Source organism: Acinetobacter sp. 1566109 (assembly GCF_000582255.1).
Lineage (GTDB): Bacteria > Pseudomonadota > Gammaproteobacteria > Pseudomonadales > Moraxellaceae > Acinetobacter > Acinetobacter nosocomialis.
On sequence record NZ_JEYB01000029.1, the window covers coordinates 1 to 18,812 of the forward strand.

Annotated in this window: 19 protein-coding genes, 1 tRNA gene and 2 pseudogenes; 10 read left to right on the forward strand and 12 right to left on the reverse strand. The window is 40.9% G+C overall.

Annotated features, from left to right (window positions below; translation table 11 throughout):
* Nucleotides 1-260 (reverse strand): transposase (locus J582_RS16690; protein WP_032048270.1); only part of this gene is annotated, 260 nt, incomplete at its 3' end.
* Here J582_RS16690 and yegQ point away from each other — a divergent pair.
* From yegQ to abeS, 3 genes and pseudogenes are all read left to right on the forward strand, one after another.
* Nucleotides 255-1,406: pseudogene (yegQ, locus tag J582_RS16695) on the forward strand (tRNA 5-hydroxyuridine modification protein YegQ); the annotation flags it as partial. The gene J582_RS16690 and the pseudogene yegQ sit on opposite strands and share 6 nt — an antisense overlap.
* 2 nt (nucleotides 1,407-1,408) lie before the next feature.
* Nucleotides 1,409-1,672, forward strand: coding sequence for a YfhL family 4Fe-4S dicluster ferredoxin (locus J582_RS16700; RefSeq protein ID WP_004707811.1), 264 nt, complete (start codon nucleotides 1,409-1,411; stop codon nucleotides 1,670-1,672).
* 234 nt (nucleotides 1,673-1,906) lie between these two features.
* The gene (abeS, locus tag J582_RS16705) at nucleotides 1,907-2,236 is read left to right on the forward strand and encodes a multidrug efflux SMR transporter AbeS (protein WP_000121131.1); all 330 of its coding nucleotides are present in this window, start codon (nucleotides 1,907-1,909) and stop codon (nucleotides 2,234-2,236) included.
* A 70-nt stretch (nucleotides 2,237-2,306) separates the two neighbouring features.
* On the opposite strand, the gene J582_RS16710 is transcribed toward abeS, so the two are convergent.
* From J582_RS16710 to adeL, 5 genes are all read right to left on the reverse strand, one after another.
* Nucleotides 2,307-3,083 carry an ABC transporter ATP-binding protein gene (locus J582_RS16710; RefSeq protein WP_000438610.1) on the reverse strand — a complete coding sequence of 259 codons (777 nt, stop codon included), beginning with the start codon at nucleotides 3,081-3,083 and terminating at the stop codon, nucleotides 2,307-2,309.
* A gap of 9 nt (nucleotides 3,084-3,092) precedes the next feature.
* Nucleotides 3,093-3,806: an ABC transporter permease gene (locus J582_RS16715; RefSeq protein WP_002049239.1), complete on the reverse strand. Its 714-nt coding sequence runs from the start codon at nucleotides 3,804-3,806 to the stop codon at nucleotides 3,093-3,095.
* Nucleotides 3,803-4,492, reverse strand: a complete 690-nt coding sequence (locus J582_RS16720) for an ABC transporter permease (protein WP_000010370.1) — start codon at nucleotides 4,490-4,492, stop codon at nucleotides 3,803-3,805. Before J582_RS16720 ends, J582_RS16715 begins: the two co-directional genes overlap by 4 nt.
* A 91-nt stretch (nucleotides 4,493-4,583) precedes the next feature.
* Nucleotides 4,584-5,369 carry an ABC transporter substrate-binding protein gene (locus tag J582_RS16725; RefSeq protein ID WP_002049251.1) on the reverse strand — a complete coding sequence of 262 codons (786 nt, stop codon included), beginning with the start codon at nucleotides 5,367-5,369 and terminating at the stop codon, nucleotides 4,584-4,586.
* 176 nt (nucleotides 5,370-5,545) lie between these two features.
* On the reverse strand, nucleotides 5,546-6,577 hold the full coding sequence (gene adeL / locus J582_RS16730) for a multidrug efflux transcriptional repressor AdeL (protein WP_002049092.1): 1,032 nt from the start codon (nucleotides 6,575-6,577) through the stop codon (nucleotides 5,546-5,548).
* Nucleotides 6,578-6,774: 197 nt separating this feature from the next.
* Here adeL and adeF point away from each other — a divergent pair, with 197 nt between their 5' ends.
* Genes adeF through adeH form a run of 3 tightly spaced genes read left to right on the forward strand, consistent with a single transcriptional unit; the run spans nucleotide 6,775 to nucleotide 12,642 of the window.
* Complete coding sequence (gene adeF / locus J582_RS16735) at nucleotides 6,775-7,995, forward strand: multidrug efflux RND transporter periplasmic adaptor subunit AdeF (RefSeq protein ID WP_031982652.1); 1,221 nt, start codon at nucleotides 6,775-6,777, stop codon at nucleotides 7,993-7,995.
* A 6-nt stretch (nucleotides 7,996-8,001) separates the two neighbouring features.
* Nucleotides 8,002-11,181, forward strand: a complete 3,180-nt coding sequence (adeG, locus tag J582_RS16740; RefSeq protein ID WP_031982651.1) for a multidrug efflux RND transporter permease subunit AdeG — start codon at nucleotides 8,002-8,004, stop codon at nucleotides 11,179-11,181.
* Nucleotides 11,182-11,193: 12 nt separating this feature from the next.
* Nucleotides 11,194-12,642 (forward strand): multidrug efflux RND transporter outer membrane subunit AdeH, encoded by a 1,449-nt coding sequence (gene adeH / locus J582_RS16745; RefSeq protein WP_031982649.1) that lies wholly within the window; start codon nucleotides 11,194-11,196, stop codon nucleotides 12,640-12,642.
* Nucleotides 12,643-12,681: 39 nt separating this feature from the next.
* Here adeH and glyA read toward each other — a convergent pair whose 3' ends face one another.
* On the reverse strand, nucleotides 12,682-13,935 hold the full coding sequence (gene glyA / locus J582_RS16750; protein ID WP_002049224.1) for a serine hydroxymethyltransferase: 1,254 nt from the start codon (nucleotides 13,933-13,935) through the stop codon (nucleotides 12,682-12,684).
* A gap of 60 nt (nucleotides 13,936-13,995) precedes the next feature.
* Between glyA and J582_RS27305 the strand changes: the two are divergent.
* Nucleotides 13,996-14,073 (forward strand): annotated as a pseudogene (locus J582_RS27305) (hypothetical protein); the annotation flags it as partial.
* Nucleotides 14,074-14,181: 108 nt separating this feature from the next.
* Here the strand turns inward: J582_RS27305 and J582_RS16755 are convergent.
* Complete coding sequence (locus J582_RS16755; RefSeq protein WP_031982648.1) at nucleotides 14,182-15,411, reverse strand: alpha/beta hydrolase; 1,230 nt, start codon at nucleotides 15,409-15,411, stop codon at nucleotides 14,182-14,184.
* A gap of 248 nt (nucleotides 15,412-15,659) precedes the next feature.
* Here J582_RS16755 and J582_RS16760 point away from each other — a divergent pair, with 248 nt between their 5' ends.
* The 3 genes from J582_RS16760 to J582_RS16770 all read left to right on the forward strand — a co-directional run bounded on the left by J582_RS16760 (nucleotide 15,660) and on the right by J582_RS16770 (nucleotide 17,297).
* Nucleotides 15,660-16,346 (forward strand): 3'-5' exonuclease, encoded by a 687-nt coding sequence (locus J582_RS16760; protein WP_031982646.1) that lies wholly within the window; start codon nucleotides 15,660-15,662, stop codon nucleotides 16,344-16,346.
* Between the two features lie 149 nt (nucleotides 16,347-16,495).
* The gene (locus tag J582_RS16765; RefSeq protein WP_032048272.1) at nucleotides 16,496-17,119 is read left to right on the forward strand and encodes a hypothetical protein; all 624 of its coding nucleotides are present in this window, start codon (nucleotides 16,496-16,498) and stop codon (nucleotides 17,117-17,119) included.
* Between the two features lie 101 nt (nucleotides 17,120-17,220).
* Nucleotides 17,221-17,297: transfer RNA gene (locus tag J582_RS16770), tRNA-Arg, on the forward strand.
* Between the two features lie 74 nt (nucleotides 17,298-17,371).
* Here the strand turns inward: J582_RS16770 and J582_RS0104890 are convergent.
* From J582_RS0104890 to J582_RS16785, 4 genes are all read right to left on the reverse strand, one after another.
* Nucleotides 17,372-17,569, reverse strand: coding sequence for a hypothetical protein (locus tag J582_RS0104890; RefSeq protein WP_000084542.1), 198 nt, complete (start codon nucleotides 17,567-17,569; stop codon nucleotides 17,372-17,374).
* 124 nt (nucleotides 17,570-17,693) lie between these two features.
* On the reverse strand, nucleotides 17,694-18,248 hold the full coding sequence (locus J582_RS16775) for a lysozyme (protein WP_032048273.1): 555 nt from the start codon (nucleotides 18,246-18,248) through the stop codon (nucleotides 17,694-17,696).
* Nucleotides 18,238-18,456: a hypothetical protein gene (locus tag J582_RS16780; protein WP_001083663.1), complete on the reverse strand. Its 219-nt coding sequence runs from the start codon at nucleotides 18,454-18,456 to the stop codon at nucleotides 18,238-18,240. The genes J582_RS16775 and J582_RS16780 overlap by 11 nt, the downstream gene beginning before the upstream one ends.
* On the reverse strand, nucleotides 18,453-18,809 hold the full coding sequence (locus tag J582_RS16785; RefSeq protein ID WP_000138209.1) for a hypothetical protein: 357 nt from the start codon (nucleotides 18,807-18,809) through the stop codon (nucleotides 18,453-18,455). The genes J582_RS16780 and J582_RS16785 overlap by 4 nt, the downstream gene beginning before the upstream one ends.
* Between the last annotated feature and the right edge of the window lie 3 nt (nucleotides 18,810-18,812).

The following is an 18,812-nucleotide window of genomic DNA, read 5'->3' on the forward strand; positions in this document are numbered from 1 at the left end:
ATCTCATTGGCGCGTTGCAGTTCTTTATTTTCGCGTTCGAGTTGTTTGATACGTTCTTGGTCTGAAAGCTGCTGTACTTTAACTGGATTTTGTTTATCTAAATATTTTTGATACCAAACACGAAGTGTTTCAGGAGTACAACCAATCTTAGGCGCAATTGCTGTGATCGCAGCCCAATTCGATGGATAATCTTTTTCGGATTCAATCAATAATTGAACCGCTCTATCTCTGATTTCAGGGGTGTATTTTACTTTTTTCATCGGGACATTCTCTCAAGAAAAGTGGTCTCCGACAAACCCGGTACGGTTCAGATTATGTCTGATCCGGGTTTAATTATGATGGTGCGTGAGCATTTCCCAGAAGTGCAAATTCATCTATCGGTTCAAGCCAACGCTATTAACTGGGCTACTGTTAAATTTTGGAAAGACTACGGCCTAAGCCGCGTGATTTTATCTCGTGAATTATCTTTAGAAGAAATAGAAGAAATCCAGCAACATGTGCCCGATATTGAACTCGAGGTTTTTGTACATGGCGCTCTATGCATGGCCTACTCAGGCCGCTGTTTACTTTCTGGATATATGAACAAGCGTGACGCCAACCAAGGTGCTTGTACCAATGCCTGCCGTTGGGACTATAAACTACATGAAGCCCAAGAAGATGCAAACGGCGATATAATTCCAGTCACTCAGCTAAATACACCAGAAAAGTCTTGCTGCTCATCAGCACAATCAGAAACAACCTCGGTTCAAACTTTACTCGTACAACGTAATGATGAAGAAATGTTTGCTGCCGAAGAAGATGAACACGGCACCTATTTTATGAACTCTAAAGATTTACGTGCGGTACAACATGTAGATCGTTTAATAAAAATGGGCATTGCCTCACTGAAAATTGAAGGCCGTACTAAATCCTATTTTTACTGTGCCCGTACTGCTCAAATTTATCGAAAAGCTATTGATGATGCATTAGCAGGTAAACCTTTTGACCCAAGTTTAATGACCCAACTCGAAGGTTTGGCAAACCGCGGTTACACTGAAGGCTTTTTAAGACGGCATGTACATAGCGAATATCAAAACTATGCTGACGGATCATCACATTTTGACTATCAACAATTTTGTGGTGAAGTTTTAGAACGTCACGGCGATTATATTCGCATTGAGGTGAAAAACCGTTTTGTGATTGGCGACTCACTTGAGCTGATGACGCCTCAAGGCAATATCAGCTTTACCTTAACCGAAATGAGCGATTTAAAGGGCAATCCAATTACAGATGCTAAAGGTTCGGGACATTTTGTTGAGATTCCACTTTCACAAGATGTTGATGTTAGTTATGCCCTACTCATACGCAATTTGCCGCATGCGAAAGAAAGTATTACTGCCTCTACATTGGCTTATTCAGTGAGTTAAACATGGCCCTTTTGATTACGAATGACTGCATCAATTGTGATATGTGTTTACCCGAATGCCCCAATACAGCTATTTTTGAAGGAAGCAAAGTTTATGAAATTGATTCATCTCGTTGTACCGAGTGTGTAGGCTTTTACGATGCGCCAACATGTAAAGCGGTTTGCCCAATCGATTGTATAGAACCAGACCCTGCACATATTGAAAATAGAGAGCAATTATTAGAGAAATTTAAAGGTCTGAATTTAATCGGCTCATTCTCTTCTTAAAACCATTTAGAGGATCAAGTTAAAATCACTGATCCTCTTAAATGACCATGCAGATCAATGATTGAATAAACGAATAAATAGCTGAGACCACTTTGCTAGTGATAAAATCAATTTATCAGTTCAGTTTGGTTTACTGGTACTTTTGTACCAAAAAATTGAACAATCGTTAAAACTGGTCAAATCATTTCAACATTTCATATAGATTGATTAAAACCCTTTCTGGCGCAGCTTCCCATGTCTTATCTTTATTTAGCAATTGCGATTGCTTGTGAAGTTATTGCAACTTCAGCATTAAAAGCATCTCAAGGCTTTACTGTTCCCATTCCGTCTATTATTACGGTTGTGGGTTATGCAGTTGCTTTTTATTTATTATCTCTTACGCTCAAAACAATTCCGATCGGGATTGCCTATGCCATTTGGTCAGGCGCAGGTATTATTTTAATTTCTGCAATTGGCTGGATATTTTACAAACAGCATTTAGACTTAGCTGCCTGCATTGGTTTAGCTTTAATGATCGCTGGTATTGTGATTATTAATGTATTTTCTAAAAATACTCATCTATAAAATATAATTAAAAAGCAACCGAGTATGATGAGAATGTTAAAAAAGTTTCACCATACTCGGTATCAACAGCTTATTTTAAACTACCCGTCAAAAATTGCTTTAAACGCTCACTTTTCGGGTTGTTAAGTACTTCATCAGGATGTCCCTGTTCCTCAATTTTCCCTTGATGCAAGAAAATCACCTGATTAGACACATGACGTGCAAAGCCCATTTCATGTGTGACCACAATCATGGTACGACCTTCTTCAGCCAAGCCTTGCATTACTTTTAGTACTTCACCGACCAACTCTGGATCAAGTGCGCTGGTTGGTTCATCAAATAACATCACTTCCGGTTCCATAGCCAAAGCACGAGCAATTGCTACACGTTGCTGCTGACCACCAGATAAAAATGCCGGATATTTACTCTCAACACTTTCAGGCAATCCAACTTTACGTAGGTACTTGCGTGCACACTCTTCTGCTTCAGCACGTTTTACTCCAAGTACATGGATTGGCCCTTCAATGACATTTTCCAGTACTGTCATGTGTGACCACAAATTAAAATGCTGAAACACCATCATGAGCTGAGTACGCATTTTTTGTAGCTGCTTTGGGTCAACCACTTTTAAATTGCCTTTTTTATCAAAGACTGTGCGTAGTTTTTCACCATTGAGCTTAATCGTGCCATTGCTCGGTTGTTCTAAAAAGTTGATACAACGCAGCAAGGTACTTTTACCTGAACCAGATGAACCAATAATACTAATTACATCACCGGCATTTGCATCAAGTGATATTCCTTTAAGTACTTCATGATCGCCAAATGTTTTGTGTAAATCACGAATCACTAGTTTTGCAACCTGTTCCATTTATGTCTCCTAATGATTCGATGGCTTTAAAAATGCCAACCAACGTTTTTCCAACTTACGAAATATCCAAATCAAAATAAAAGCCAGCACTGCATATAACACCGCAGCAATGCCAAAAGCACTGAAAGTGTCATAGGTTGCTGCATTCACATCACGCGCAATTTTTAAAATGTCGGGAACTGTTGCGGTAAATGCAATGGTTGTGGCATGCAACATCAAAATGACTTCATTGCCATAAAACGGTAAAGCACGGCGTAACATCGACGGAATGATAATACGTGTGTAGAGTTTCCATTTTGACATACCGAAAGCTTGAGCAGCTTCAATCTCACCATGTGGAATAGAACGGATCGCTCCAGCGAAGATTTCAGTGGTATATGCACCAGTATTGAGCGCGAATGCCAAAATGGTGCAATTTATGCCCTCTCGAAAGAATGCATCGAGAGTTTGATGTTCATGGACATAATCAAAGCTATAAATACCCGAGTAAATAATCAACAGTTGGATGTAGAGTGGTGTGCCACGAAAAACATAAGTAAACAACCAAACTGGACCACGCAACCAGTTATTTTCTGATACTCGTGCAAGTGATAAAGGCACAGCAAGCACAAACCCAATACCAATTGAAAGCACCAATAACCAAGCAGTCATCGCGACACCGGTCATTTGTAGGCCATCGGTCCAAAGGTATGCCTTCCAATATTGTTGAAGGATTTCAATCATAATTGCCCCTTCCTCACACCAGCAGAATAATGACGTTCAAGCCACATTAAGATCAGGTTCGATACGGTAGTAATGACCAAATAAATAGCGGCAGCCACGATGCTGAAAAAGAACAGTTGCATGGTACTTCTACCTGCATCTTGCGTAATTTTTACAATGTCAGTCAGGCCAATAATGGAAACCAGCGCGGTCGCCTTAATCAAAACTTGCCAGTTGTTACCAATGCCAGGCAACGCAAAACGCATCATTTGAGGGAATAATACACGGTGAAAAACCTGCCACGGCGTCATCCCATAGGCCATTGCTGCTTCAATTTGTCCCCTCGGAACCGATTGAAATGCACCACGAAAGGTCTCGGTAAAATATGCACCATAAATGAACGCTAAGGTAATCACACCAGCCACAAATGGGTTTATATCAATCTGGTCCATTTGTAGTGCTTCAGTAATTTGGTTTAAACCCAACTGCAAGCTATAAAATAACAGCAGCATAATCACTAAGTCAGGCACACTACGGATGAGTGTGGTATAGGCGGTCGCAATATAACGTAAAGCTTTAATATTAGAGAGTTTTGAACTCGCACCAATTAAGCCAATAATGACAGAAAGCAAGAGTGATAACAGCGCAAGCTGTATGGTCATCCATGTTCCGCTGAGAAGGAGTGGCCCGTAGCCAGAAAAAGACATGACTCATCTTCTCCTTAAAAACAATATCTAATATTGATGAGATGAGAATAGATTTAAAAATGTCGGCACTTAGCCGACATTTTTCACATCATTAGTAAATGCTAAAAGAGAAGTATTTTTTCTCGAGTTTCTTGTATGTGCCATCCGCAATGATTGCAGCGAGTGCCTTGTCAATATTCGCTTTCAAGTCTGCATCTTCTTTACGTAAACCGATAGCCGCACCTACCCCCAATGTTTTGACATCAACCACATTGCCGCCAGCAAAAGAGAAGTTTTTACCTTTCGGTTGTTTTAAGAAAGCGCCATCAACCATGATTGCATCTTGTAAAGTTGCATCCAAACGACCAGACATCATGTCTTGGTAAATCAAATCTTGAGTTGGATAAGGAACAACACTCACACCTTTTGGAGCCCAATAGGTTTTAGCATATGTTTCTTGAATAGTGCCTTGTTGTACACCTACTCGCTTACCTTTTAATGAAGTAGGTGTTGGCAAAAGCGGCGAACCTTTTTTTGCAACCATACGCGTTGGCGTATTATAGATTTTGCTGCTAAATAAAATTTGTTTCGCACGTTCATCAGTAACGGTCATTGATGAAAGAATGCCATCAAATTTTTTCGCTTTAAGTGCGGGAATCATCCCGTCAAAAGAATTTTCCACCCAAACACATTTGGCTTTGAGTTTTGCACAAATTGCATTACCCAAATCAACATCAAAACCAGTTAACTTGCCATCTGGTGTTTTATATTCAAACGGCGCATAAGACGACTCAGTACCAAAACGAATCACCTTCCAATCCTTTGCTTGGACATTCGTTGCAACAGCAGCCAAAACTAAAGTTGTTGAAACGAACATTTTTTTCATAAAGCTTGCCATCTTGAAGCTTCTCCTTAAAATCCTAATAAGGTGATAAAAACTTGAGCAATTTCTAAATTACTCTTCTGCCGAAATAATTGCAATTTCTATACCAGTAAATTAAGGATTTATGAAGATGTCTAAGCAATGAACTGTATTGACGGTTTAAATGTTGAAAAATCAATCAAATTTTAAGATTAAGTTTTGAGTGTATAAGCTTCAGCAATATTGTGCTGCTCGACCAAAGTACGAATTGTATATTCATGACCAGTTTCTTTATCACAGGCAAATTCACATTTCTGGTCGAAAGGTAAAGCCGTACCGCCAAGTAATGGACAACCTGCAAAAAGTTCAGCGACCCAATCTACAAACACTTTTACTTTGAGCGATAAATGACGATTTTGAAGATAAACTGCTGAAATTGGCATCGGCGCTGGCGTCCACTGAGGTAATACTTCTTTTAACAAACCCGATTCTAAATGGTTGGTGAGCATATAACGTGGACCTTGAATTATACCGAAACCTTGTAAAGCCAAGTCGATATAAGCATCACCGTCATTTACAGAAACACGTCCACGTACTGACACACTTTTAATTAAATCATCAACCACAAAGTCCCAATCGAAGTTGCGTCCGGTACGGCTTGAAAAGAAGTGAATCGCTTTATGGTTTTTTTGCAAATCTTCAATTGAGGTAGGTTCGCCATATTTTTCTAAATAAATCGGTGAAGCAGCGGTTGCGCACTGGAAAGTTCCGATACGACGCGCAATTAAGCTTGAATCTTTTAATTCTCCCACCCGAATTGCACAATCAACTGCTTCTCCAACCAAGTCTACAGGTCGGTCATTTAGACCAATCACTAAATCAATATCAGGATAGCGTGCATGAAAATCGCGTAGTCTTGGAATTAAAATTAAACGGCCAATCGATACAGGCACATCAATACGAAGCTGACCTCTCGGCCCTCGCTCTGCATCATGAAAAGAAGATTCAATATCGGAAACATCCGCTAAAATACGGGCTGTCCGATCATAATATACCGCGCCATCCGGTGTGAGACTAATTTTTCGTGTTGTTCGATTCAGCAAACGAACTTGTAAATGCTTCTCTAAAGCCTGAATGGTTGTAGTCACAGAAGCACGCGGTAAACCCAAACTATCAGCTGCTAAACTGAAACTATTTGTTTCAACCACTTTGTTGAATACTCTCATGGCATGAAATAGATCCACACGCACACTCCTATTAATGCATTTCTTTATTCAAATACATCAATTGTTATAAAAATACGAATAGTGTTATCAAATTTAATATATTTATTCGTGATTGACAAACTTTTATGCTCCGTCCATTCCATAAACCCTGTTTCTCCCATACGGACCATAACTAAAAGTCTGAAAACAGGTATCCAAATAACTAGGAGCACCTCATGTCATTTTCCCGCAAACAGTTTGCACTGTCTGCCATCTTTGTCGCCATTTTGGCTACAGGGGGCAGTTTTATGTTTTTACATGAAAATGCCGATGCAAAAGCTGCACCGACCAGTACCCAACAAGCTGCTACTGTTGATGTAGCCCCTGTAGTAAGCAAAACCATTACCGATTGGCAAGAATATTCCGGTCGTTTAGAAGCCATTGATCAAGTTGATATTCGGCCTCAAGTTTCAGGAAAACTTATTGCCGTACATTTCAAAGATGGCAGTCTTGTTAGAAAAGGCGATTTACTATTTACCATTGACCCACGTCCTTTTGAAGCTGAACTGAATCGTGCCAAAGCCCAGCTTGCTTCAGCTGAAGCACAGGTAACATATACCGCAAGCAATCTTTCACGTATTCAACGTCTCATTCAGAGTAATGCTGTTTCTCGCCAAGAGTTAGATTTAGCCGAAAATGATGCACGTTCAGCGAATGCTAACCTACAAGCCGCTAGAGCTGCTGTCCAATCTGCACGTTTAAATCTGGAATACACCCGTATAACTGCACCAGTCAGTGGTCGAATTTCCCGTGCCGAAGTCACCGTGGGTAATGTCGTTTCTGCAGGTAACGGCGCACAGGTTTTAACAAGTTTAGTGTCTGTATCACGCCTATACGCATCTTTCGATGTTGATGAACAAACTTACCTGAAATATATCAGTAATCAGCGCAATTCTTCGCAAGTACCTGTCTATATGGGACTTGCCAATGAAACAGGCTTTACTCGCGAAGGTACGATCAACTCAATCGACAATAACCTGAATACAACCTCAGGTACGATTCGTGTTCGCGCAACTTTTGACAATCCAAACGGTGTTTTATTGCCGGGCCTATATGCACGAATCCGTTTAGGTGGAGGCCAACCTCGCCCAGCGATTCTGATTAGTCCAACCGCGGTTGGTGTCGACCAAGATAAACGTTTTGTCGTAGTCGTTGATGTGAAAAATCAAACTGCTTACCGCGAAGTAAAACTCGGTGCCCAACAAGATGGCTTGCAAATCGTAAATAGCGGATTACAAGCGGGTGATCGTATCGTGGTAAATGGTTTACAACGGATTCGTCCGGGTGACCCTGTTACACCGCATCTTGTTCCTATGCCAAATTCCCAAATCACTGCTAACGCTACTCCTCCTCAACCTCAGCCAACAGATAAAACATCAACTCCGGCAAAAGGTTAATCACATATGAATATTTCTAAATTTTTTATTGATCGGCCGATCTTTGCTGGTGTGCTATCAGTCTTGATTTTACTCGCCGGTCTCCTTTCGGTATTTAAGTTACCGATTTCTGAATATCCCGAGGTTGTTCCCCCATCTGTGGTGGTACGTGCTCAATATCCAGGTGCAAACCCGAAAGTGATTGCTGAAACCGTTGCCTCTCCACTTGAAGAATCAATCAACGGTGTAGAAGACATGCTGTATATGCAATCTCAAGCAAACAGCGACGGTAACCTAACCATTACGGTGAACTTTAAGCTCGGCATCGAACCAGACAAAGCACAACAATTGGTACAAAACCGTGTGTCTCAGGCTATGCCCCGTTTACCTGAAGATGTACAGCGCTTAGGTGTTACTACCTTAAAAAGCTCACCGACTTTAACTATGGTTGTGCATCTGACCTCCCCAGATAATCGCTATGACATGACCTACTTGCGTAACTACGCGGTGCTCAACGTAAAAGACCGTTTGGCACGTTTACAAGGTGTAGGTGAAGTCGGATTATTTGGTTCTGGTGACTACGCGATGCGCGTGTGGCTCGACCCGCAAAAAGTAGCGCAGCGTAACCTCACCGCGACCGAAATTGTGAATGCCATTCGTGAACAAAATATTCAGGTTGCAGCGGGTACAATCGGTGCATCACCAAGTAATTCACCTTTACAGCTTTCAGTCAATGCTCAAGGTCGTTTAACCACTGAACAAGAATTTGCAGATATTATTTTAAAAACTGCCCCTGATGGCGCGGTTACCCGATTGGGTGATGTTGCTCGTGTTGAACTTGCAGCCTCTCAATACGGCTTACGTTCATTACTTGATAATAAACAAGCAGTCGCAATTCCAATTTTCCAAGCTCCTGGTGCGAATGCTTTACAAGTTTCGGATCAAGTACGTAGCACGATGAAGGAACTTTCAAAAGATTTCCCATCTTCAATTAAATACGACATTGTTTATGACCCGACTCAATTCGTACGGGCCAGTATTAAAGCGGTCGTTCATACCTTGCTTGAAGCAATTGCACTGGTTGTTGTGGTTGTTATTTTATTTTTACAAACATGGCGCGCCTCAATCATTCCATTGCTTGCCGTACCGGTTTCAATTATTGGTACATTTGCCCTTATGCTCGCTTTTGGTTACTCCATCAATGCGCTTTCACTGTTCGGGATGGTACTTGCTATCGGTATTGTGGTCGATGATGCGATTGTCGTCGTCGAAAACGTCGAGAGGAATATTGAAGCAGGCTTAAACCCAAGGGAGGCAACTTACCGCGCCATGCGAGAAGTGAGCGGACCGATTATTGCGATTGCATTAACACTTGTTGCCGTGTTCGTTCCACTTGCCTTTATGACAGGCTTAACTGGGCAATTCTATAAACAATTTGCTATGACTATTGCCATTTCAACAGTCATTTCGGCATTTAACTCACTTACCCTATCTCCAGCTCTGGCAGCAATGTTACTTAAAGGACATGATGCTAAACCTGATGCCTTAACACGTATTATGAATCGTGTATTCGGACGTTTCTTTGCACTGTTTAACCGTGTGTTTTCACGTGCTTCAGACCGTTATAGTCAAGGTGTCAGCCGTGTCATTTCCCATAAAGCTTCGGCAATGGGTGTTTATGCAGCACTTCTAGGTTTAACCGTTGGTATTTCCTATATTGTTCCGGGTGGCTTTGTTCCCGCTCAAGACAAACAATATTTAATTAGCTTTGCGCAGCTACCAAACGGCGCATCATTAGATCGTACCGAAGCAGTCATTCGTAAAATGAGTGATACTGCGCTTAAACAACCCGGTGTAGAAAGTGCGGTTGCCTTTCCTGGCCTATCAATTAACGGTTTCACCAATAGCTCAAGTGCCGGTATTGTCTTTGTGACTTTAAAGCCATTTGATGAACGTAAGGCTAAAGACTTATCTGCAAATGCTATTGCAGGTGCGCTCAACCAGAAATATTCAGCTATTCAAGATGCCTATATCGCGGTTTTCCCACCACCACCAGTGATGGGCTTAGGTACTATGGGCGGCTTTAAACTCCAACTTGAAGACCGAGGCGCCTTAGGCTATTCAGCCTTGAATGATGCTGCACAAAACTTTATGAAAGCAGCACAATCAGCTCCTGAACTTGGTCCAATGTTCTCAAGTTATCAAATTAACGTACCTCAACTCAACGTAGATCTGGACCGTGTAAAAGCTAAACAGCAAGGCGTTGCTGTGACAGATGTTTTCAACACTATGCAGATTTATTTAGGTTCTCAGTACGTTAACGACTTTAACCGCTTTGGACGTGTTTATCAGGTTCGTGCACAAGCCGATGCGCCTTTCCGTGCTAATCCCGAAGATATTTTGCAACTTAAAACCCGTAATAGTGCCGGCCAAATGGTGCCATTATCTTCATTGGTAAATGTCACTCAAACCTATGGTCCTGAAATGGTCGTTCGTTATAACGGTTACACATCAGCAGATATTAACGGCGGCCCTGCCCCAGGTTATTCATCTAGCCAAGCAGAAGCTGCGGTTGAACGTATTGCTGCACAAACTCTGCCGCGTGGTATCAAGTTTGAATGGACAGATTTAACTTATCAAAAAATCTTGGCCGGTAATGCAGGACTTTGGGTATTCCCAATTAGCGTATTACTCGTGTTCTTGGTTTTAGCTGCTCAGTATGAAAGCTTAACCCTACCATTAGCAGTTATCTTAATTGTACCGATGGGAATCTTAGCGGCTCTGACAGGTGTCTGGCTGACTGCTGGAGATAACAACATCTTTACCCAAATCGGTCTAATGGTACTGGTCGGGCTAGCCTGTAAAAATGCCATTTTGATTGTCGAATTTGCGCGGGAACTTGAAATGCAAGGCGCGACTGCCTTTAAAGCAGCCGTTGAAGCAAGTCGTCTACGTTTACGTCCAATTTTAATGACCTCTATTGCATTTATTATGGGTGTCGTACCACTGGTGACTTCAACTGGCGCAGGTTCTGAAATGCGACATGCGATGGGTGTTGCCGTATTCTTCGGCATGATCGGTGTAACATTCTTTGGTTTATTCCTCACCCCGGCCTTTTACGTTCTGATTCGTACCCTCAACAGCAAACATAAACTGCATTCTGCGGCAGTTCATGAAGCGCCGTTAGCTAGCCCACACGATCATTAAGGAGGACATTTGGTGATTACATCAAAACAAAACTGGTTGTTGTCCTCACTCATGGGAAGCCTGCTCCTTGCAGGCTGCTCATTAGCTCCAGAATATCAACCTGCAAAAGTTATAGTGCCAGTCAAATTCAAAGAATCTGATCCAAAAATTGAAGATAATAACTGGAAGATTGCCCAACCTGCCGATCAGCAAACTCGTGGTGAATGGTGGCGCATTTACAATGATGCTCAACTGAATGAACTTGAACAGCAAGCCATCGCAGGCAACCAGAACCTTAAAGCGGTGGCAGCCAATATTCAGGCTTCACGTGCACTACGTTCGGCAGCTCAAGCTGAACGCTTACCAAGTATTGATGCCGGATTTGGGCCAACCCGCCAAAAGCCGTCTCGGGCTTCACTCGGTTTAGATGACAATGCACATACTTCGGCTCACACCTTATGGCGCGCGCAAGCCAATGTTTCATATGAGCTCGATTTATTTGGTCGTGTAGCAAGTAGTGTCAACGCAGCGACAGCGGATCTACAACAACAAGAGGCTCTATATCAGTCGGCACTTTTAGCTCTACAAGCAGATGTTGCTCAAGGCTATTTTCTGATACGTCAACTTGATACCGAGCAAGCAATTTATAACCGAACAATCAAATTACTAGGCGAAACACGAGATTTAATGCAGCTTCGTTTTAAAAACGGACTGGTCAGTGAATTAGATGTTTCTCGTGCACAAACCGAACTTGCTGCCGCACAAACCACTGCCCTAAATATTGCTCGTAACAGAGCCAGTGCAGAACATGCGCTTGCAGTCTTATTAGGAAAACCACCAGCGGACTTTAACTTGCCAGTTCAACCTTTAAACGCAAATAGTATCCGTCTCCCTGCCGGTTTGCCGTCAACTTTACTTGAAAGAAGACCCGACATTGCGGCTGCAGAACGTGCAATGGCAGCAGATAATGCACGTATTGGAATTGCTCGTGCAGCATTTTTCCCAAAACTCAGTCTTACAGGAGCTTTAGGTTATGAATCTTCAAGTTTAAGCGAGTTGGGTAAATGGTCGAGTCGGACTTTTTTACTAGGACCTGTCGCTGGTACTATTTTGTCGTTACCTTTATTTGATGGTGGACAACGTAAAGCAGGCATTGCTCAAGCAAGAGCGGCTTATGAGGAAAGCGTCGCCAACTATAGACAAGCTGTACTAAACGCATTTCGCGAAGTTGAAAATGGTTTATCTGATCAAAGAATTCTCGATCAGCAAATTCAGGCTCAAAACCAAGCACTCTCCTCTTCTCGTCATGCTAATCAACTTTCTCATTTACGTTATCGAGAAGGTGCGATTAGCTATCTTGATGTCATTGATTCTGACCGCACGATTTTGCAACAAGAACAATTAGCAGCTCAGCTGAAAGGTAGCCAAATCATTGCAAGCATCAATTTAATCCGTGCTTTAGGAGGCGGTTGGAGTAGTTAATAAAAAAGCGCCTTACGGCGCTTTTTTTATATATACAAATTATTTTGCATATACAGGGAATTTTGCACAAACAGCTTCAACTTTTGCTTTTACATCAGCAATAACTTTTTCGTCACCTTTGCTGTCGATCACGTCAGCGATCCAACCAGCAAGTTCACGAACTTCAGCTTCACCAAAACCACGAGTTGTTACTGCCGGAGTACCGATACGGATACCAGAAGTCACAAATGGAGAACGTGGGTCATTTGGAACTGAGTTTTTGTTCACAGTAATGTGAGCAGCACCTAACCAAGCATCTGCATCTTTACCAGTTACGTCTTGTTTGATTAAAGATAACAAGAATAAGTGGTTGTCTGTACCACCAGAAACAACATCATAACCACGTGCGATGAATACTTCAGCCATCGCTTGAGCATTTTTCACAACTTGTTGTTGGTAAGTTTTAAAGTCATCAGACATTGCTTCTTTGAAGCAGATTGCTTTAGCAGCAATCGCATGCATTAATGGACCACCTTGGTTACCAGGGAATACAGCTGATTGAAGTTTTTTCTCAATTTCTTCATTCGCTTTCGCAAGGATTAAACCAGAACGTGGACCACGAAGTGTTTTGTGAGTTGTCGTTGTCGTTACGTCAGCAATTTGAACTGGGTTTGGATATACACCAGCAGCAACAAGACCAGCAACGTGAGCCATATCAACAAAAAGGTAAGCGCCAACTTTATCCGCGATGTCACGGAAACGTTGCCAATCTACAACACGGCTATAAGCAGAGAAACCAGCAACGATCATACGTGGCTTGTGTTCTAATGCTAAACGTTCAACTTCTTCGTAATCGATCTCGCCAGTTTCAGCATTTAGTCCATACTGAACAGCGTTATACGTTTTACCAGAGAAGCTTACTTTTGCACCGTGAGTCAAGTGACCACCGTGAGCCAAGCTCATACCCAAAACTGTGTCGCCTGGGTTAAGAAGTGCTAAATACACAGCAGAGTTAGCTTGTGAACCAGCATGTGGTTGAACGTTTGCGTAATCAGCACCAAAAAGTTCTTTAGCACGGTCAATCGCCATTTGTTCAATAACATCTACATATTCGCAACCGCCATAATAGCGTTTGCCAGGATAACCTTCTGCGTATTTGTTCGTAAGTTTTGATCCTTGCGCTTCCATCACAGCAGGAGAGCAATAGTTTTCAGATGCAATTAACTCGATATGTGCTTCTTGACGCTCACCTTCAGAAGCAATTGCTTGAGCTAATTCTGGATCAAATTCAGAAATGGAAATATTGGCAAACATTAGCGGGGGTCCTATAAATTAGGGCTTTTAAGCCGTGCTAAGATTGCGGCATATTGTAGCATGAACTTTATAATTAAACAGAATCAAGTTAGCTCAGTTTTAAATAAAAATGGCTCAATTTTTATAAAAAATGAGCCATCAAATCTAAAATAATTTATAAACACTTAAAAAGCTTTTAATTAATAATTTTCCAAAGTTAAATTTAGCTTTTCATAGCAATAAAAAAACCTTAAATATCAAACACTCTTATTGAGCTGACAGCAAGTTTTGTACATTTCCAATAATATTATCTACATTACTGCTCATTGCCGCCTCATGATCCCAATTACCCGTTACATAGCTATTAATCTTTGTACCGACGACAGTGGCATTAGATATCAAAATATCAGTAGCTACTTTCGGAACTGTTGTATCTGCTAGCCCCTGATAAATAATAATCGGTGTAGTGACTTTTGCCTGTAAAGGTTGAGAATCTTTATCTAAGAATGTTTTAACTAAAGGTACTGCCATAAAATTAGGTTGTGTACGCGTATATCCATCCAGAGTTCCATTATGCTCTGTAGCATACTTAGTCATACCTGCACCAAAGGCTTGCCCCAATGGCCCTGCACAAATTGTTTCCGCCTGCTGTGCAGTACTTGCTGTTTGTGAAGTAAATACTTGGGAATAATCAAAGCTTGGCTGTGTATTTCGAATGCCGGCTGTCACTAAAGCAGTATATGTATCAAGCTGCGCATACATTGGAATCTTTTTATCCACAGTTGCATTAGCAACAGCCTGTTCACCTGCAATTAAAATAAATCCTAGATTTGAAGCTGGTGCTACCGCTACTGTACCTTTATAGTCTAGCTGCGCACGGCTCGCATATTGTGCAGCGCCCAATGCAGCATGCCCACCTTGCGAATGTCCTACAGTAACCCACTTTTTCGAAGTTAATAAGTTCCGCTGTAATAAATAATTACGTGTTGCTACTACTGCATCGGTAATTGAATAAGCTTCACTTTTAATATTTAAAAATGGATGTATACCTGGTGTACCTAATCCCTCATAATCTGGTGCAACCACCACATAACCCGCTGCAAGAAGTTTACTAATTAAATCTTTAGTACTGTCTGTTAATGCCGATTTACTCGGTGCACATGCATCTGCAACCCCTGTCGTACCATGTGCCCAAACCACAATTGGCCAACCGCCTGCTGGTGGTGGAGTAGTCGGTGTAAATACTAGACTTGTTGCCTGCACCTCTTGTCCACTTTGACCTAACATTTTATAAGTTAAAATACTACTTTCAGCAGCAACCGCTCCTAAGTTAGTACTTGTATAAGCATCGACCTTAACCACTGGATTTTGAATATTATTGGCTGGAGTACCCAATGGATCAGTAGTTGCTGAACTGTCATCGCTACTTCCATCTCCACATCCCGTCAATAGTAAACTTGTGCTAAGAACACTGGTCATGAACAATTTCATTTTCATTCGTATATCTTCCTTAAATTCAATTTTTGTTGTGCTTTAGTTTTTAATGAACATTTTAAATGTCTTACAAACAATTACGCCTAATCTTCATTTTTCGCAAGTGATATTTAATCAAAATGAACAGCGAGATTTTCTACTTTTCAACATAAATTGCATTTGATAGCTCATCTAGCCTTACTCTATGTTTTAAAGTAGATAGTCAACTGTTAAGATTGATGGTTACTTGTAATTGTTTAAAGGTTCAAAAGATGCAAGCCATTATTTTAGATACAGAAACTCATACACTAAATGGTTTGCCTATTGAAATTGCATACGCCCCTATTGAACTTAATGCAGGTAAACTCACTTTAGATAAAAGCAAATTGTTTGATCAGCTTTATCAGGTGGGAGCTCCGATCTCTTATGCTGCAATGGCTGTTCACCATATCTTAGAGTCCGACCTAGAAAATCAGCCTCACTATAAAACCTTTAAATTACCTGATAGCACAACTTATATTATTGGCCATAATATTGATTATGATATTGCCGCAATTGCTCGCTGTGGCGTCGATGTATCTCATATTAAACCGATTTGTACTTTAGCTTTAGCACGTAAAGCTTGGCCAGATGCCGAAGCTCATAATATTTCTGCACTCATTTATATGATTTCCCAAGGTAGCGGTAAAGCTCGAGAAATGCTGAAAGGTGCTCACCGTGCCGACGCTGACATTATTTTAACTGCCAATATTTTGATGCATATTATCTATCATTTAAATATTCAAGATATTGAAGAGCTTTACCAAGTTTCTGAAGAAGCCCGTATTCCGCATACGATTAATTTTGGTAAGCATAAAGGTACGGCAATTGCTGAACTGCCTAAAGATTATATTCAATGGCTTCTACGTCAAGACGAGCTGGATGCCTATCTACGTAAGGCATTAGAAAGCGCATTTTAAATTCCTTAAATAGATGATATTCATAAATTCTTCATCAAATTGTCATTTTTGAGTTTTATCTTTAACCCCATTTATATTTTATTAAGAACAGTACTGTTTGATAGAGAAAAATCAAACAGACTGCTTCATTTTTATATTGGGGAAATACAATGTCTGGTTTTTATCGAACCAATTTGGGAAGAGTTGCGCTTCAACAACGTAATATTACGTTAAATGCAAAACAAAGACGTTTACTTCTATTAATAGACCATGAAGATTTTCAAAGTCTCGATACTGAGTTTAAAAAGCGGATCGCCCCACCAGAACTGATACAACAGCTCATTGACTTAAAACTAATTGCACCTTCTAGTGAAAATTATTCAGAGTTACCTGAACAAATATCTCCCCAAGAGTCATCTATAACAACTAAAGAAATACATCAAAAAAATGTTGACGAGAATAAAAGTAATGATTTAGTTGGAGAAATTCAGGTTCCTCACTCAACGTCTGCGCCTTCTTCAAATATTGAAAATAACCAACCAAGCATTCCAGTTCAACAGCTCTCTTTTGAAGAAATACAACAGTTGATGAAGCAAAGCTTAAGCCAATACTGTGGCCTTATGGCAAAGCCACTTATTCAAAAAATAGAGCAAATAAAAACACTTCAAGAACTTAAAATGTCCCAAATGCAATGGATTACCAGTTTGCAGGAATCACGTATTCCTCCTCATGAGCTAGCACATACTCTCCATTCTATTAATTATTCAATTCAGCTTATTCAGCAACGCATCTAAAATAGAACAAGCTGCTGTTTAATTAAGCATTAAACTCACTTGGTACGTATTTCGTGCTTTACCTACCAGTGTTTTTTTCCTATGATGTGCCCCACACATGTGCGCTCGTAGCTCAGTTGGATAGAGTACAGGTTTCCGAAGCCTGGGGTCGTGGGTTCGATCCCCGCCGGGCGCACCAATCTATTTTATAAAATCAATAACTTATATATATTTTGGCGTATATTTGGCGTAATGCGCTATTTATCCACAGGTTTAGAGGTAATTTTGCTTCTTATCAAAGGTCCATCTTTTGCCATTGTAAGTCACAGTGCCATCTAAATTAATGGTCAACTCTTTTAATGAGTAGTCATAGATTTTAAGAACATTCCCGTTCTTATCTAAATCAGCGGGTAGATTGCAAGTATTTTCCATCCTGCCCGCTTCCGAAACCATGATCATGACTTGCGACATCACAAAGCCCTTACACAAATCGAGACGTTCACATTACTATTAATAGTGTGAGCTGTGCAACCTGAGAAAAGGAGGCACAGCATTGTGATGATCGATGCAATTTTAGTACGCTGACACATATAAGTTACTTCTTTAAAAAGAGTGCTCGCTCTGCTTCTCGTCGACGAACTAGACCTTTCATAACTTTACCGCCTGCTTTGTTCCAGACAAGGAATTGGTCAGCAGCGCCTTGATAATCACCTTTGTTGAGTTTCTTTAACAAAGTCGAATTCTTAAATGCACCTGAACCAATGTTGTATGTCAGCGACACCAACGCATCAAACTGATTTTGAGTTAAAGGTACAGTCACAGACTCATTTACCGTTTTTTCAAATTTAGCTAAGTCGTGCTTAAAGTAAGTCTTGGCTTGCTCAGGTGTACAAGTATCCCCTTTTTTTACCTTCACGCCATTAGGATAAACTGTTGTGCCAGTACCAATGGTCCAAACCCCTACACCATCATCGTAAGCATTGAATCGCGTGCCTTCAAAACTAGTTATTAAATCTATACCATCATCACTTGTAGTTTTTCCACCTGGTGCAAGTTTTTCGACCACTTTATTTAGATCGTCTACTTGCGCCTGTGTAAGCTTGCCGCCTGCAATTACTCGGGCAGCATCGAAGAATGGTTTAGTTGTCATTGGATTCACCTTTCTTTTTCTCTAACTCAGAGCTACCAAAATAAAAGCCACATGCAGTTGTCATAGCCCCTGCAATAAAACCCAATGCCGTATTAATCAGATTGCTATTTTCACGTGGCATATCCACAAAAAATAAAGCAATCACTAAAACAAACATCAGTCCCACTAATGCGAAAGCTAGATAAGCTCTTGTGTTTTCACTATTCATCGTCCTGCTTCCTCTAACCGTGATACTTTCTCTTTAATTAAAGATTGATCTTGGCTTAATTGAATAATTGAAGATCCAACCCAAGCGCACAGCGAAAATACGATTCCTGCAAAGATGCCAAGCAGTACACGCAATACAGAAAGACCGCCATCTTGCGAAGCTGTACGATTTTCCAAATTCGCAACTTTGATATCTAATGTATCGATGTCCTTTTTGTTCTGTTCGCTAGTCTCTTTGTGCGCTTCATTAATGAAAGTCAGTCGAGTAACATGATCTGACAACATGCGAATATCACTTTGAATAGAGTCAATTTTCTTTTCGAATCTCAACCCGTATGATTCATTTTCAGTCATGCC

Bases quoted from the DNA above. Each gene is read 5' to 3' on its own strand.
- J582_RS16760 (WP_031982646.1), top strand. From the start codon at position 15,660: ATGCAAGCCATTATTTTAGATACAGAAACTCATACACTAAATGGTTTG.
- adeG (WP_031982651.1), top strand. From the start codon at position 8,002: ATGAATATTTCTAAATTTTTTATTGATCGGCCGATCTTTGCTGGTGTG.
- J582_RS16755 (WP_031982648.1), bottom strand. From the start codon at position 15,411: ATGAAAATGAAATTGTTCATGACCAGTGTTCTTAGCACAAGTTTACTA.
- J582_RS16700 (WP_004707811.1), top strand. From the start codon at position 1,409: ATGGCCCTTTTGATTACGAATGACTGCATCAATTGTGATATGTGTTTA.
- J582_RS16710 (WP_000438610.1), bottom strand. From the start codon at position 3,083: ATGGAACAGGTTGCAAAACTAGTGATTCGTGATTTACACAAAACATTT.
- abeS (WP_000121131.1), top strand. From the start codon at position 1,907: ATGTCTTATCTTTATTTAGCAATTGCGATTGCTTGTGAAGTTATTGCA.
- J582_RS0104890 (WP_000084542.1), bottom strand. From the start codon at position 17,569: ATGTCGCAAGTCATGATCATGGTTTCGGAAGCGGGCAGGATGGAAAAT.
- J582_RS16725 (WP_002049251.1), bottom strand. From the start codon at position 5,369: ATGGCAAGCTTTATGAAAAAAATGTTCGTTTCAACAACTTTAGTTTTG.
- J582_RS16765 (WP_032048272.1), top strand. From the start codon at position 16,496: ATGTCTGGTTTTTATCGAACCAATTTGGGAAGAGTTGCGCTTCAACAA.
- adeF (WP_031982652.1), top strand. From the start codon at position 6,775: ATGTCATTTTCCCGCAAACAGTTTGCACTGTCTGCCATCTTTGTCGCC.
- J582_RS16780 (WP_001083663.1), bottom strand. From the start codon at position 18,456: ATGAATAGTGAAAACACAAGAGCTTATCTAGCTTTCGCATTAGTGGGA.
- J582_RS16775 (WP_032048273.1), bottom strand. From the start codon at position 18,248: ATGACAACTAAACCATTCTTCGATGCTGCCCGAGTAATTGCAGGCGGC.
- J582_RS16785 (WP_000138209.1), bottom strand. From the start codon at position 18,809: ATGACTGAAAATGAATCATACGGGTTGAGATTCGAAAAGAAAATTGAC.
- J582_RS16720 (WP_000010370.1), bottom strand. From the start codon at position 4,492: ATGTCTTTTTCTGGCTACGGGCCACTCCTTCTCAGCGGAACATGGATG.
- glyA (WP_002049224.1), bottom strand. From the start codon at position 13,935: ATGTTTGCCAATATTTCCATTTCTGAATTTGATCCAGAATTAGCTCAA.
- J582_RS16715 (WP_002049239.1), bottom strand. From the start codon at position 3,806: ATGATTGAAATCCTTCAACAATATTGGAAGGCATACCTTTGGACCGAT.